We start from the raw sequence: 15632 nt of genomic DNA on the forward strand, positions 1-15632 counted from the left end.
GACCTTGCTGACCTTGCTGACCTTGCTGACCTTGCTGACCTTGCTGACCTTGCTGACCTTGCTGATTTTGGTCTTTCTGGTCTTTGGAGTCAGAATCGCCTTGCTGTTGCTGTTGCTGTTGCTGTTGCTGTTGCTGTTGCTGTTGCTTCTGAGCCTGTTCGACAATCTCTAGGTTCTTCTTCGCATAAGCATGTTCAGGGTTGCTTTCAAGAATACGTTGATACTCTTGGATCGCTTGGTCGTACTTACCTTGTTGGGCTTGAGCGTTAGCAAGGTTGTAGCGAGCATCTTCACTAGAAAGCTCTTGCAGCGTCTGCTCTGCGGCTTCGAAATCACCGGCTTTGTATTGAGCAATGCCTTTCCACTCTTGTTGGGTGAACTGTTCAGCAGCTTGTTGGAAGTCCTCGTCCTGATACAGCTGATAGCCTACTTGATCATCGGTTTGCCACGGGTTCGCAAACGCAGTATTTGGTTGGCTAAAAGAGATAACTCCAGCTAAGGCACACCAAATAACCCCTTTCCTGAATAATCCAAGTGCCGGAAGTAATAGCAAAGGCAGTAACCAGAAACCGTTGTTCACTCTGGTGTTGAGTGAGTTCTTGGTCTTGGTTACTTCCGATGTTGTTGCAACGCGGTCGAGGTAGCTCGCGATGTGTTCAACATCTGAGTTATCAAATTGAACTTCAGTGAACGTGCCACCATAGCTGCGTGTAAGCTCGCGCATGTTCTTCAAGTTGGTTCTTGCCACCACGGTTTGTCCTGAGTCGCTTTGCAGCATCGACCCCGTAGGTAACGAGATTGGCGCACCGTTTTCACTCCCTACAGCTAGAATCGACAATGTCCAATCGTTGCCAGAGAGTAGGGAGTCGATCTGCTTCTTCTCTTGGTCATCGATGTCATCAGCAATCAATACCAAATCACCTTGGTAGATCTTCGCGCGAGTCATCATATCAATCGCAAGCTTAACGGCTGATGCGGCATCACCACCTTGATAAGGCATGATATCTGGCGATAGGTTAGGCACTAGGTTTTTGATGGTGTTGATGTCTGACGTTAGCGGGCTAATGGTGTAAGCATCCCCAGCATACGCCACCATGCCTGTTAGCCCTTCCTTCCATAATGAAAGCAGATCAAGAGCCTTGTATCGCGCTTGAGTTAAGCGATTCGGCTTAATATCGGTGGCATACATTGACATCGACATGTCCATGATCACAACTCGTGCCTGCGTTTTTTCAAAGCTTGGTTGTTCGTTTTTCTCGAAGCTTGGCCCAGCTAACGCAATAACGCCGACCAGCCACCAAATACCGAAGTAAGTACTGCGATTTTTCGATGGCTTGCTTGATTCTGGCGCCAAGTAACGGGCGATGTGTGACGCGAGTAATCCTTGTTTGGACTGTGTCTTGCTCAGCCACCAAATAGCGGGCAGCACGGCAAGCGCCAAGAACCAATATGGGTAGATAAAAGTAAAGTTAGACATTGTTTCTCCTAATGGCTAACAGCATAAATGCGAAGAACATTGCCGCCGACAGTGGCCATACAAACCACTCTTGTTGCGGTCGCCAGATCTTAGTGGCGTTCGTCACGGGCTCTAACTGGTTAATGGTGTCGTAAATCGTCGCTAACTCTTTGCTGTCACGCGCTCGGAAGTACTGACCGCCGGTGCGTTTGGCAATTTCTATTAGTGTACGTTCATCCAAGTCTTGAGCAGTATTGACTTTGCGCGTCATGAAGAACTCTTTGACCATCATCTCGCCTGCACCGACACCCACGGTGTAAATCGTTGCGTCGTATTTCTTTGCAATATCCGCCGCTTCTAATGGGTCTAATACCCCGGCGGTATTACTGCCGTCGCTGAGTAGAATCATTACACGTTGGGGCGCATCGCTATCGACAAAGGTTTTGGTGGCAAGACCAATACCATCACCAATCGCTGTTTGAGTACCAATCAGCTTTAACACCGCTTGATTGAGCTGTTGTGAAAGCGTATCTCTATCTAGCGTAAGCGGGGTCTGCAAGTAGGCGTGATCAGCAAATAACACCAGTCCAACTCGGTCGCCTTTTCGTCGCTCAATAAAGTCACTCAATACGCGTTTCACCGCCGACAAGCGGTCGATGTATTCGCCATTGAACTGCATGTCTTCTTGGCTCATCGAATAGGAGAGGTCGACAACTAACATTAAATCACGATGCTTCGGCTGAAACTCCACCGGTTCGCCATACCATACAGGGCGTGCGCTCGCCGTAACCAGCAGAAGCCAGATAATCACGGACAACGCCTTTGGTAAGCGACTGCTCGGTGTTTTGGTATTGCTGTCTTCTGGCAGAAATGGAAGCCTTAGGGCATTGCTCGATTCTGACTTTGGTGAGAACAAGTAAACGAGCAACGGCAGTGGCGCGATGAAGAACATCCACCACCAAACGAACTCGATGTTTAGCAAGTCCCCGCTTAGAAACATAGGGCTTAGAAAATCACTCATAAAGACCTCGCTTAGGAGGAAGGGCTTTACGAAGCCAAGTTTCGCAATCATTAACTAATTGTTGTTGAGCCTTTTTCTGTTCGTCATTCATAAGGGCTACATCTTGATAGAGCGCTTGTTGCCACTGGGATTGTTTTGCTACAAATAACGGCTTCGCCAATTGCGCATCTAAGAACTTCAACCAATCATCACCAGACAAACCTGCAATTTTTTCACGAGGGAAATAGCTCAGTGCTGCTTGACGAACGATGTCTTGAGCTTTGCTCGGAGACAAGCCATCTTGGGACTGACTATTACTAAAGTAAGACAGCGCTTCTTGTTTCGCCTGTTGATTGTTTTTTCTACGTTTTAGAATGAAAAACACCAAGGCAATCAGGAAAATGGCTGTGATAATGACTGCCCACCAACCCCACGCCAAAGGCCACCAAGTCGGGGCGTCTGGCGCAATCACCGGACTTAAATCTAAGGGCTGTTTCATGACTGAGCTCCTGATATCTGGCTCATGAGTGACTGCGCACTCGACAGCGAGCTATAAGGTATCGCGAGAGATAACCCCATCTGTTGCAGCTGCTGTTTCTTAAGCGAAAAAGCATGGTTAAGCTTTTGCTTTTCTTTATTAGAAGAGAAATTAAACCATTGAGTTTTGCTGCCATCGGTGACCTGTTTAGAGCCTTTATAGGTGGTTTCACCTTGCTCTAGCGGGTCGTAGAAATGCACCAGACGTACTCTGTTGTGTCGGCGAATTTGACTGATAAGTGAGTAGTCACTTTCTTGGTAACGCACAAAGTCACTGAGCATAATAATATCGCTTCCTTTAGGGCAAAGCTGGTGCAGAGATTTCAGCCCATGCTCTAAGGTTGTGTCATTATGATTGTCGTGATGAGTCAGCGCTGCATTATTGATTTCTATGACTTTTTGCAAAATACGCAGTGGAGCATGGTTGCTTGCACTTGGCTTAATCTCAATGACCTCTTTGCCAGTATCGATCACCGCGCCAATTCGATCTTTTTGAGCCACAGTAAGCCAGCACAGTTGGCTAGCAAAGTGTGCAAGTTGAACCGATTTCAGCAACAAGGTTGAGCCGAAAATCATACTACTTGATAGATCCAAGAATAAAATGACAGGCTGTTCTCGTTCTTCAGAGAAAAGTTTGGTATGCGCTTTGCCCGTTCTGGCTGTTACACGCCAATCAATGCTGCGAATGTCATCTCCCGCTTGATATTGACGAACTTCAGAGAAATTCATCCCGCGACCTTTACGGTTGCTCTCGTGTTGGCCGTTAAGCTGTGACCAAAGGCTCTTGGCGGGAGGCAACCAGCGAACAGACTGCGCTTTGTATTGCAGCAGCTGATCCAGATTTAACGTGACGCCGTCACTATGGTTGGGTAGTTGATTATTCATGCGCGTATCCCTATGCGCTGCCAACCAATGAAATAAGGTGTGCGATCACTTGGTTTGCGGTGACACCTTCAGCTTGTGCGTGGTAGCTGCGCAGTAGACGGTGGCGTAACACAGGGAATGCCATCGCTTGAACGTCTTGTGGCGTGACGTAATCTCGTCCTGCAAGCCAAGCGTGAGCGCGGGCACAACGGTCTAACGCAATGGTTGCACGCGGGCTGACACCCATGTCTAACCATTGATCAAGTTGGTCACTGTATTGCTTAGGTTGGCGAGTCGCCATAACCAGTCTGATGATGTACTGCTCAATGGTGTCTGCCATGTGAGTGTTGAGCACTTCTTGGCGCGCTTCAAAGATCGTTTGCTGAGATATCTGTTGTGGCTGAGCTGATTCGTTACCTTGAGCCTCACCACGGTTGAGTCGTAAGATCTCAAGCTCGCTTTCCATATCTGGGTATTCAACCTCTAGGTGAAGCAAGAATCGGTCTAACTGAGCTTCCGGTAGCGGGTAAGTCCCTTCTTGTTCAATTGGGTTCTGTGTTGCCATTACCAAGAACAACTCAGGCAGCGCATAGGTTTTTCGACCGGCAGTTACTTGTTTCTCTGCCATTGCTTCCAGCATTGCCGCTTGAACTTTCGCCGGAGCTCGGTTGATCTCATCCGCTAGAATCAGTGAGTTGAAAATCGGGCCTGATTGGAAAGTGAACTCTCCCGTTTCTGGTCTGAAAATATCGGTACCCGTCAAATCAGCAGGTAATAGATCGGGAGTGAATTGAATACGGTGGAAGTCACCCTCAACACAGTCAGCCAATGATTTTACTGCGCGAGTTTTTGCTAAGCCGGGAGGTCCTTCAACGAGGATATGACCATCTGCTAAAAGGGCGATCATCAGTTGCTTAACGAGCTCTTTTTGACCAATGATTTGAGACTCTAGATAGTTTTGAAGGACTTCGAAATTTGTTTTGTGCATTTTGGACTCTCTGGGTATCCATTTGATTTTTATTTTGAGTATTGGTCACTGATTTCGAGGAAAAAGTTCCAGTACATTTGCGTAATTTATTTTTTCAAAATTGGAAAGATTTACAAGTGGTTAGCTAAAAACATCGTTAGGTTGTGATTATTACCATATCAATTGGTTTTTATATACAAAAGCTCGGCGGTGGATAGTGGTTTGAGTTCGGGTGGATCTAAGGGCTGAGAGCTAAAATCGACTCTCGACAATGCGGTATTTGCTTAGTTAATTCATGTTCAAGGTGAATGTTTCTAATTGTTACATCACATTTGCAATTTTTTGAGAGAACAGTCTCTAGTTTTATTGGTTGTGGCCGATACATCACTCAGATTGTGCATTGCTTGTTGGAGTGCACTAAAAAAGTCCTGTTCAGGGTATACCAATAACGAGCGATTCTTTTTAAAGGTCCAAATATGTTTAAAACTAACTCTCTGAGTATCAAGCAAAAAGTTGTACTTGGAATTACCTTTGCGGTTCTTGCATCGACAGTGATTGTCGGCGCAATGGCACAACAACAAGCAAGAGATGTATTAAGTCATCGATTGATCGATATTGAACTTCCAGGAATGCTAGAGCGAATCAATGGTGAAATTGACCGAGAAGTCTCTCAGCTATTGCTAGCGGCGGAGCAAATTGCTTCAAATGAATTTATTTCTGATGCTATCGAATCGACCGATCGCGATCCGGCACTAGAAAATAAACTGGTTAAACAGCTGAACAATGTTCGTAACCAGTATCAGTTGAACGATGCATCAGTGGCGAACCGTCAAACGGCTTACTACTGGAATCAAAATGGTTTCCTACGTCAGTTAAACCAACAACAAGATGGTTGGTTCTTTGGCTTTACGCAATCTGGACAGCCGACCATGGTGAGCATGTTCCAAGAAGCCAATGGCGAAGTGAAGATGTTTGCTAACTATCAGCAGCCTTCTGGTTTGGCGATGTCTGGTCTATCAAAGTCGATGGATGACATGGTTAGCCTGCTGAACGGTTTCAAGATTGAAAATACCGGTTTTGTCTTCTTAACCGATAGCCAAGGTGATGTTCAAATTCACCGTGAGCGTTCTCGCAGTGACTCTTCACTTCAACAACTTTACGGCCCTCAATCAAGTCAACTACTGAACAAGTCGGGCTTTAACCTGATTACCACTGAAAGCCAAGGCCAAGAGCTGTTCGTGGCGAGCTTGTATGTGTCGTCAATGGACTGGTTTGTTATTGGTGTCGTTCCGACTGATGAAGTATTTGCAGAGCTAGATGCGACTGCACAAAAGATGCTGATCATGACTGCGGTTGTGGCATTAGTGTTTATCCTAATGGGCGTAGTTCTGGCGAACAGCATTACTCAACCGATTAAACTTCTGGCTAAGCGTTTCGGCGACCTTGGCGAAGGTGATGGCGACCTGGCACAGCGTATTGAAGTGAAAGGCAACGATGAAATCGCACAGCTTTCAAAAGGCTTCAACGGATTCATTGAAAAAATTCACGAGTCGATGAAAGAGGTGTGTTCGACAAGCCAAGCGCTTCAAGTGGCAGCAGAGAGTGTCTCTAACAAAGCCCACATCACCCACGACAACAGCCAAGAACAGCGTGACCAAACGCTTCAAGTGGTGGCTGCCATTAACCAAATGGGTATGACCATCAGCGAGATTGCATCGAACGCGGCAACCGCAGCAGAAACGGCTACCCAAGCTTCAGGCAATACGGAAGTAGGTCGCTCTGTGGTGAACAAAGCAAAAGACGCGATCAGCCGTTTGGCGCAAGATATCGAAAGCACGGGTCAGGTAGTAGAGCAACTGGCTTCTACAACTCAAGACATCGGTTCTATTCTGGGTGTTATCCGTGATATTTCAGAGCAAACTAACTTACTCGCATTAAACGCAGCGATTGAAGCAGCCCGTGCCGGTGAGCAAGGTCGTGGTTTTGCGGTTGTAGCGGATGAAGTACGTAACCTAGCAAGCCGTACCGCAGATTCAACGGAAGAGATTCAAAAGATGATCAACCAACTGCAAAGCGATGCGAAAGATGCAGTAACGGCAATGAGTGCGGGTAAGGTGATTACCCTTGAAGGTGTATCGGCGTCGGATGAAGCGGTAGACGTGCTGAGTGGTATTTCAGACCGTATCGTTGATATCACAGACCGTAACACTCAAGTGGCAACGGCAACGGAAGAGCAATCAACCGTAGTTCACACCATCAACCAGAACATTGAAGAGATTAACGCAATCAACGAAGTGACAACGGGCACGGCTGAGCAACTTGCAGAAGCGAGCCAAGAGCTTCGAGACCTTTCTTCTCGTCTAGATAAGATGGTTGGTTCGTTTAAGCTTTAATCCCTTTAAGCTGTAGCATGGCTTAGAAAGAGACATAAACTAAGAGCTGGATTCATTTAATCGTGAATTCAGCTCTTTTTATTTACGGGCTTGTTTTCTTCTAACTGACGTTCGCTTGATCTGGTTTCGGGCTTTGCACTCAATCGCCCTAGCATCATAGGGCGTAAATGAGTAAAATCTCGTTAGGTTTAATATTTAGGTAAGTATCATGAGCGATTTTGAAAAAGAACTAGAGCAGATGACTCAAGAGATGGGCGATGAGCCTGAGGTGAAACTGCCATCACTTGAAGAGCAAAAAGCAATTGTTGCTGAGTTCAAGCGACTAGAAGCGGAAGGCAAACTGACACCTGAAGTGTTAGAGAAGCATTTTGGCCAGTTCAACAAACAGAATGATACGCCAATTCACTAAGTTGATTTAGACAGGTTTCATGTCTGAAAGAAGTGATATTAGCGGTTGAGCTGATAGCCTAACTAACAGATAAAGGTCTAGCGATTGCTAGGCCTTTTTTATTGCCGCTAACGAAAGACCGAGTAGCTGACTCATGAACTATTCAATGTAAGTGATACCGTCTCCAGCACATAAAAAAATCCCCCTTACTGAGTAAGAGGGATTCGATATGGGCAGTTATATCCTAAAAGGCTAAGCGATTAGTCTGTGCCGTATTCTTTGTACAAACGACGACATGCGCGGCCATCGCTGTGGAACAGGTGACAACGGTGCGCTGGAATACCAATCGCCAACTTGTCACCTGATTCGATTTTCAACGTGTCTGGCTGGCGATAGATAACATCAGCGTCGGCACTTTCAAGGTTTAGGTAAACCTGAGTTTCGTTACCTAGTTTCTCTACCATCATCACGTCAGCTTCAATCGTCGCGTCACCTGATTCAGCAGACATCAAGTGTTCAGGACGAATACCCAGAGACATACGGTCACCAGCATTGACAGTCGTACCATCAACTGGGATCCAGAAAGTCATACCGTTAGAAAGTTGAACTTGTACGCGTTCTGCTTCCGCTTGTTCAATGTGTACCGACATGAAGTTCATCTTCGGTGAACCAATAAAGCCAGCAACGAAACGGTTTTGAGGGTAGTGGTAAAGGTCAAGCGGCTTACCGACTTGAGATACATAACCACCATCAAGAACAACGATCTTATCCGCCATTGTCATCGCTTCCACTTGGTCGTGGGTAACGTAGATCATGGTACAACCCAGTTGACGCTGTAGCTTGGTGATTTGTGAACGCATTTGAACACGTAGTGCTGCATCTAGGTTTGATAGAGGCTCATCAAGTAGGAATACGTTTGGTTGAGAAACCAGAGTACGACCAATAGCAACACGTTGACGTTGACCACCAGAAAGCGCTTTAGGTTGACGCTCAAGAAGGTGACCAAGCTGAAGAATTTCTGCAGCATGTTCAACACGCTTGTCGATCTCAGCTTTATTTGCGTTTGCTAGCTTAAGACCGAAAGACATGTTGTCGTATAGGTTAAGGTGAGGGTAAAGCGCGTAAGACTGGAATACCATACCTACGCCACGCTTTGACGGTTCAACGTCATTCATGCGTTGGTCGCCAATGTACAAATCACCAGACGTAATGTCTTCTAGACCTGCGATACAACGTAATAGCGTCGATTTACCACAACCTGATGGTCCAACGAATACTACGAATTCACCTTCGTTGATGTCTAAGGTTACGTCCTTAGAAATCTGTACATCACCATATGATTTATAAACGTTTTTTAACGTGACACTCGCCATCTAGCTTGTCCTCGATCGATCAAATTTTAAGTTTTACTGCTTATCATTATAAGAAATTTTTGGGTCAGCAGTAACTGTAGGAATTGGTAAGTATTGAATGAGTAAGAAAAAAGTGGGTGAGACTTGGCTTCTTTAACCAAGCCCACCCGTCATAGCCAAACTGATGCCCATTTCCCCCACATCCAGCTAAACCTCCCCCGTGATTCAATCACAGATTTAGCTCGATGCTAATATAAGACACCAGCGGGCAGTGAAGCCAACTAAATGAATAATGCGTCAACGCATAACACTTGCCGGTAAAGGGTTCTTACTATCCACTCTTGGATGAATGCAGTTTCGGTGAAATGGCGTAAGGGTACATCCTCCCAATGGGAAATTAACTAGGGGGAGTAGGAGGGGAGGAGTAGATATACGGGGTTATTAATAATTGGCGATCCAGTTCAAATAAATCCACCACGTAACGGTGATGTTGATCACGATGAGTATACGTTTTGTGATTGCAGTCTCTAATCTGACCGGATGGCGATCACGAATTTAAGCCATAATAGCTAGGGCGTAGTGGCTAGGATGATGAGCTAGGGTCTGTTTTCTCAGATCATAACCTCCGAAAACTGGCTCATCTTGGTAGATGTGCCCTACGTATAAATATAAAAAGGATATTCACATGAAAAACGCTCTAAGCGCTGTAGCTCTAGGTACAATAGTTGCTCTGGGTTCTTTTGGTGCAAATGCTGCTATCGAAGAAGGACAACTAACAATCTGGGTAGGTGGTGACAAAGCTTATGAAGGCATGGCTGAAGTAGGTAAACGCTTCGAAGAAGATACTGGTGTTAAAGTAACCGTCGCTTTCCCTGACAAGCTAGAAGAAAAATTCCCTCAAGTAGCAGCAGCTGGCGATGGCCCAGACATGATCTTCTACGCACATGACCGTTTTGGCGGCTATGCAGAAGCGGGACTTCTTGTTGATATCAAACCTTCTAAAGAGACTAAAGAAGGTATCGTAGACTTCGCATGGGACGCTGTTTCATACGAGGGTAAAACAATCGCATACCCTGTTGCTGTTGAGTCAGTTTCCCTAATTTACAACAAAGCACTTGTTCCTAACCCACCTAAGTCTTGGGAAGAAATCCCAGCACTTAACGCTGAACTTCAGAAAGACGGCAAGAAAGCAATCATGTGGCCTCTACGTGGCGGCGCTTACTTCACATGGCCTTTACTTGCAGCTGACGGCGGTTACGCATTCAAACAGACTGCAGAAGGTTACGATATTAAAGATGCGGGCGTAGCGACTGACGGTGTTCAGAAGTCTCTAGGTTTCATCGAGAAGATGGTACAAGACAAAGTTATCTCTGCAGACATGGATTACTCAGTAGCTGAGTCTGAATTCGTTGCAGGTAACGTTGCAATGACAATCAACGGCCCTTGGGGTTGGGAAAACATCAAGAAAGCTGGCGTAGATTACGGCGTAACAACTTTACCTAAGTTCAACGGTAAAGCGTCTAAACCTTTCGTTGGTGTATGGGCAGGTGGTATCAGCACTGCGTCTCCAAACCGCGACCTAGCTGTTGAGTTCATGGAAAACTACCTACTAACAGATGAAGGTATGAAGAGCCTGAACGACGACAAGCCACTAGGCGCTGTTGCTCTTAACTCTTTCCAACGTCAACTAGACAGCGATACTCGTATTGCAGCAACAATGGACAACGCGATGAACGGTGAAATCATGCCTAACATCCCTCAGTTCACAACATTCTGGTACAGCATGGAAGAAGCGATCGGCAACGTAGTTGACGGCCGTCAATCAGTAGACCAAGCACTAAAAGCTGCTGAAGGTCGTATGGTTAAGTAACACCCAGGCACTACCTTTTAAGGAGAGGGTAACCTCTCCTTACTTTTCTATTTTTTATCTATATCGCTAGCAGGTTCCTCTATGCAGTCAGTTCAAGGTACAGATGCTATCCCAGCACCATCAAGCCTTCCAGGCAGTAAAAGCGTCTTCATTAAATGGGGGTTGCTTGGTAGCGTTGGCTTAATAAACGGCTACGCTACAATTCTAATGTATTCTCGCGGTGAGCTCGCTTTTGCGCTGCTTACAGTGATCTTAACGGCTTTGGCACTTTACATTTTTGGTAGTAAAAAAACTTACGCCCACCGTTATATTTACCCAGGTATTGCCGGAATGATCTTGTTCATTCTTTTCCCATTGGCATACACCGTAGGGCTTGCGTTTACTAACTACAGCGCGAAAAACCAACTTTCTCTAGAGCGTACTCAAACCGTTCTTTTAGACCGTACTTTCCAAAGCGGTGAGAGCTACCCATTTACTTTGTACAAGACAGATGACGGTCACCAGATCGTTGTAAAAGATGGCGATCAACTGTTAGCGACTGACGTATTTTCTCTAGACAATATGACAGAAACAGAGATGGACCTATCTGTTATTGAGTCTGCGCAAGGTGAAAAAGAGAAGATCAAAGCGATCATTCAAAACCGAGCAGCAATCAGTGGTGTTGATTTCAATCTACCTGACGGTGGTGACATCCGCATGAGTGGCTTACGTAAGTTTGCTTCTGTTGCTCCGCTTTACACGCTACAAGACGATGAAGAAACGTTAATCAACAATGAAACGGGTGAAGTTCTCAAGCCAAATATGGATGTGGGTTTCTACCAGCCTGTTGATGCAAATGGTGAGTTTACGGGTAATACCATCTCTCCAGGTTTCGTGGTTAGCATTGGTACGCATAACTTTGAGCGTGTATGGAAAGATGACGGCATTAAAGAACCGTTTATCAGCATCTTTATTTGGACGGTTATCTTCTCGGTATGTACCGTAGCGTTCACGCTAGTTATCGGCCTTGTATTGGCTAACATCGTGCAATGGGAAGAGTTGAAAGGTCGTTCTATTTATCGTGTTCTACTGATTCTGCCTTACGCCGTACCCGCGTTTATCTCGATTCTTATCTTTAAGGGTCTATTCAACCAAAGCTTTGGTGAGATCAACATGGTGCTCGAGAATATCTTCGGCTTAAGCCCGAACTGGTTCTCAGACCCTATCTTAGCGAAAACCATGGTGTTGATGGTTAACACATGGCTAGGTTTCCCTTACATGATGATTCTATGTATGGGTCTGCTTAAAGCGATTCCTGATGATTTATACGAAGCGTCAGCAATCGATGGTGCGAACTTCCTTGATAACTTCAAGCGCATTACGTTCCCATTGATGATTAAACCGCTTACACCGCTATTGATTGCAGCGTTTGCCTTTAACTTCAACAACTTCGTAATGATTCAACTATTGACGAACGGTGGCCCGAACATGATTGGTACTTCTGAGCCAGCGGGTTACACAGACTTGCTTGTAAGCTACACGTACCGAATTGCATTCGAAGGCGGCGGCGGTCAAGACTTCGGTCTAGCAAGTGCTATCGCAACGCTTATCTTCCTATTGGTTGGTGCACTAGCGTTACTAAACCTTCGTTTCACTAAACTGTCTCAAGATTAAGGAGCACGACAATGGCTATGGTACAAGGTAAAGGCCTTAAATACCGAGTGTGGGCAACGCATGCAGTGTTGTGGTGCTTCTTGGCAATGATTATCTTCCCACTACTGATGATCATCGCGATCTCGTTCCGTGAAGGTAACTTCGCAACCGGTAGTTTGATTCCAGATAACCCATCATTGGAACACTGGAAGTTAGCATTGGGTATGTCAGTAACGAACGCAGATGGCTCGGTAACGTCACCTCCGTTCCCTGTGCTAACTTGGTTATGGAACTCAGTGAAGGTTGCAGGTATCACATCGATTCTGATTGTGACACTGTCTACGACATCGGCTTACGCGTTTGCTCGTATGCGCTTTAAAGGTAAGAACACAATCCTGAAAGCGATGATGATTTTCCAAATGTTCCCAGCAGTATTGGCTCTAGTAGCAATCTACGCGCTGTTTGACAAACTTGGTCAATACATTCCGTTCTTAGGCTTGAACACACACGGTGGTCTAATCTTCTCTTACCTAGGTGGTATTGCACTGCACGTATGGACGATTAAGGGTTACTTTGAGACGATTGATAACTCTCTGGAAGAGGCAGCAGCCCTTGATGGTGCAACGCCTTGGCAAGCATTCAGACTGGTTCTACTACCGCTGTCTGTGCCAATCCTAGCGGTTGTGTTTATCCTATCTTTCATCGCGACAGTGGGTGAGGTGCCAGTAGCGTCTATCCTACTTACAGATGTGAACTCTTACACGCTAGCAGTAGGTATGCAGCAGTACCTATACCCTCAGAACTACCTATGGGGTGACTTTGCGGCAGCGGCTGTACTATCAGCACTTCCGATTACTATCGTGTTCTTACTTGCTCAACGTTGGTTAGTTGGTGGTTTGACGGCAGGTGGTGTAAAAGGATAAGCTGTACTCTATAAGAAAGAAAAAGAGCGACCGTTAGGTCGCTCTATATTGGCATTTTTATTACATCATTTGGTTTGGCCGCCGATCAGTAATAAAAATAACCCTCAGGTTACGCATAGCTGGCTACTAATCAGGTTCCTTACGCTATTAATGATTAGTGGTTTTTGTAACTCTAACCCAGGTATTTACTTGGGTTTTTTTATGCCTGCTACTTATTATTTTTTGTCTCAGCGTTACTCGTCAACCATCGCGCTCATATCTACTTTAAAACCCAAAATTTCGAGTTACTTCTCTCCTAAATACCGACCACTTCATTTTGGTTACTTGTAGAAATGAACTAGTCTCACAAATCAGACACTCAGTATAAGTGGCCGTTGTACTATTGATATGTTGCTAATATTCCAATGCGTGATACTTCAATGATTTGTATGCAACAAAACCTGAAATTGCACTGAAAATGTATGGGTAAGCGAGAGGCAGTTACAGAATATTTAAGTGATATTCATGAGGGTTATGGAGGTGGTTTTATTTATACTTCTGGTTTTTGGTGGGAGTTATCAAATCAGAACTCTTTGCTCGAGGGAGCACAGCCTAAGTGTTGCAACAACACATAGATACTTTCTTGATCGAGTGCCACGCGACGAAATAGATCGGCAAATGTCGGATCTCCACCGAAACACGTTTGGATATAGTGGTTGATTTCATTGCTGTCGTAGCCTTCGACGTACAAAGTTCTAACCCATTGGTACTCAACAGCCTTTAAATTGTTCAGTGTAGACTCGCTAAGAGTGGGGCGTATGACGCTCAAGAGTGGCTCCAAGAAATTCAAATGCATCTATTATGATTGGCGGTATTTAATCAGAGCAAAATGACGACTTTATTACAGTCAAAATAAATCGGTGAACAAGTGCCGATTCATTTCAACCTTTGGCTGGGTATCACGCTCTTGTCGTCTGTATTGGGTGTGCAGCGGATTTGGCGGTGTAGAGCACGAAGGTATCAAATAGATCAATGCCAAGCAGGCGCTTGGCATTGTAATAAGGTTTTGTGGGGAGGGCTGCTGGTGGACCTTATTTCAGGTACTTCACGTGAGCTTCCATCTCTTCACCAATCTGTTTTCGCATGTTCATTAGGCGAATAGCCGAATCTCGTAATTCGATGTCTTCTGGCGTCTCTGGTATCCACTCTGGTACTTTAGTCGGGTTACCATTCTCATCAACAGCGACCATAATAACGATACAGTGAGTTGTTAGGCGGTTATTGAGCTCTTTAGGGTCGCTTGCTTGCACGTCGATAGCGATATGCATTGAAGATGAACCTGTGTAGATGACCTTTGCACTTACCTCCACAAGGTTGCCTACATGAATTGGGGCAACGAATCGAATTCCGCCTGCATAGGCTGTTATACAGTATTTACCGCTCCAACCTGCAGAACAAGCGTAGGCTGCTAAATCGATCCACTTCATTGCTGCACCACCATGAACTTTACCACCAAAGTTCACATCCCCGGGTTCAGCTAAAAAACGCAGAGTAACGTCTCGTTTACCATCTTGTCGGCTATTGCTACTGCTCATCTATCTTCCTTCATTATTATTTTGCTACATAACATGCTTGTTACTTGCTAGTAACAATATACTTAAGATGACATAAGTTAAAGCGGATAATCTCACGGTTAAGACTATTTTTTTCAAACAGATGATCAGTTGATGAATATTGGTGCTTAAAGGCGTATCAGGCGAATAGCAAACATGGATGAAGTGATATCAAGCAAGAGAATAGAAATACTGATTAAGTCACTAGATAGGTCGATTGCAAAAAAAAACACCTAGCGCAATGCTAGGTGTTTCTAAGCCGTGTGGTACTCATGTCGGTACCTTTTTTGTGTTAGCCAACTAACCGCTGTTGATTTTGTTTAGTTAAAGTGACTGTATCTCAGTTACCACTAAAGTGGTAGTGATTATTGTTTTCTTATCAGCTCACTTTTACTGTTTTAAAAAGTATAGATCCTTCGCGTAGATATTTCCTTTCGGATTATTGTTTGGGAAGCCTTTTAGTGTATTTCGCACTAATCGTGTGTGATTGTAATGATATAAAGGTATAACTGCTGAATAATAGTTGAGTAACGACTCATCGTGCTGATATAAAGTAAAGCGTTTAGACTAATCTTCCGTTTTACTCGCTTGCTGTAAGGGCTCATCATAGTATGGATTACAGTAGTCACTCTCATTTGCTGTGTGAAACGTGAGTTTG

Annotated in this window: 13 protein-coding genes and 1 pseudogene; 5 read left to right on the plus strand and 9 right to left on the minus strand. The window is 45.1% G+C overall.

Annotated elements, in window-relative coordinates; genetic code table 11:
• From AB6F11_RS16720 to AB6F11_RS16740, 5 genes are all read right to left on the minus strand, one after another.
• Nucleotides 1-1477, minus strand: a 1477-nt coding sequence (locus AB6F11_RS16720; protein ID WP_372179600.1) for a VWA domain-containing protein, incomplete at its 3' end; no start/stop codon positions are given.
• A complete protein-coding gene (locus tag AB6F11_RS16725) occupies nt 1470-2477 on the minus strand; it encodes a VWA domain-containing protein (protein WP_104216238.1) in 1008 nt (335 codons plus the stop codon). The genes AB6F11_RS16725 and AB6F11_RS16720, both read right to left, overlap by 8 nt.
• Nucleotides 2470-2955 carry a DUF4381 domain-containing protein gene (locus AB6F11_RS16730; protein ID WP_065583800.1) on the minus strand — a complete coding sequence of 162 codons (486 nt, stop codon included), beginning with the start codon at nt 2953-2955 and terminating at the stop codon, nt 2470-2472. The genes AB6F11_RS16725 and AB6F11_RS16730 overlap by 8 nt, the downstream gene beginning before the upstream one ends.
• The gene (locus AB6F11_RS16735; protein ID WP_104216239.1) at nt 2952-3878 is read right to left on the minus strand and encodes a DUF58 domain-containing protein; all 927 of its coding nucleotides are present in this window, start codon (nt 3876-3878) and stop codon (nt 2952-2954) included. Before AB6F11_RS16735 ends, AB6F11_RS16730 begins: the two co-directional genes overlap by 4 nt.
• Nucleotides 3879-3888: 10 nt before the next feature.
• Entirely contained in the window at nt 3889-4845 is a 957-nt protein-coding gene (locus AB6F11_RS16740) for a MoxR family ATPase (RefSeq protein WP_017060045.1), read from the minus strand.
• 455 nt (nt 4846-5300) lie between these two features.
• On the opposite strand from AB6F11_RS16740, the gene AB6F11_RS16745 reads away from it, so the two are divergent.
• A complete protein-coding gene (locus AB6F11_RS16745; protein WP_102321291.1) occupies nt 5301-7217 on the plus strand; it encodes a methyl-accepting chemotaxis protein in 1917 nt (638 codons plus the stop codon).
• 208 nt (nt 7218-7425) lie between these two features.
• Nucleotides 7426-7626, plus strand: coding sequence for a hypothetical protein (locus AB6F11_RS16750; RefSeq protein WP_010431457.1), 201 nt, complete (start codon nt 7426-7428; stop codon nt 7624-7626).
• A gap of 239 nt (nt 7627-7865) precedes the next feature.
• On the opposite strand, the gene malK is transcribed toward AB6F11_RS16750, so the two are convergent.
• Entirely contained in the window at nt 7866-8978 is a 1113-nt protein-coding gene (gene malK / locus AB6F11_RS16755; RefSeq protein WP_081229370.1) for a maltose/maltodextrin ABC transporter ATP-binding protein MalK, read from the minus strand.
• 664 nt (nt 8979-9642) lie between these two features.
• On the opposite strand from malK, the gene malE reads away from it, so the two are divergent.
• The 3 genes from malE to malG all read left to right on the plus strand — a co-directional run bounded on the left by malE (nt 9643) and on the right by malG (nt 13382).
• The gene (malE, locus tag AB6F11_RS16760; protein WP_102394061.1) at nt 9643-10827 is read left to right on the plus strand and encodes a maltose/maltodextrin ABC transporter substrate-binding protein MalE; all 1185 of its coding nucleotides are present in this window, start codon (nt 9643-9645) and stop codon (nt 10825-10827) included.
• An 81-nt stretch (nt 10828-10908) separates the two neighbouring features.
• Entirely contained in the window at nt 10909-12480 is a 1572-nt protein-coding gene (gene malF, locus AB6F11_RS16765) for a maltose ABC transporter permease MalF (RefSeq protein WP_102398407.1), read from the plus strand.
• Between the two features lie 11 nt (nt 12481-12491).
• Nucleotides 12492-13382 (plus strand): maltose ABC transporter permease MalG, encoded by an 891-nt coding sequence (gene malG / locus AB6F11_RS16770; protein WP_017060050.1) that lies wholly within the window; start codon nt 12492-12494, stop codon nt 13380-13382.
• Between the two features lie 562 nt (nt 13383-13944).
• On the opposite strand, the gene AB6F11_RS16775 is transcribed toward malG, so the two are convergent.
• The 3 genes and pseudogenes from AB6F11_RS16775 to AB6F11_RS16785 all read right to left on the minus strand — a co-directional run.
• A complete protein-coding gene (locus tag AB6F11_RS16775) occupies nt 13945-14217 on the minus strand; it encodes a hypothetical protein (RefSeq protein ID WP_019822928.1) in 273 nt (90 codons plus the stop codon).
• Between the two features lie 235 nt (nt 14218-14452).
• Nucleotides 14453-14956, minus strand: coding sequence for an acyl-CoA thioesterase (locus tag AB6F11_RS16780; RefSeq protein ID WP_019822926.1), 504 nt, complete (start codon nt 14954-14956; stop codon nt 14453-14455).
• 408 nt (nt 14957-15364) lie between these two features.
• Nucleotides 15365-15619 (minus strand): annotated as a pseudogene (locus tag AB6F11_RS16785) (peptide ABC transporter substrate-binding protein); the annotation flags it as partial.
• Between the last annotated feature and the right edge of the window lie 13 nt (nt 15620-15632).

The organism is Vibrio sp. 10N.247.311.14 (assembly GCF_041467715.1).
Lineage (GTDB): Bacteria > Pseudomonadota > Gammaproteobacteria > Enterobacterales > Vibrionaceae > Vibrio > Vibrio crassostreae_C.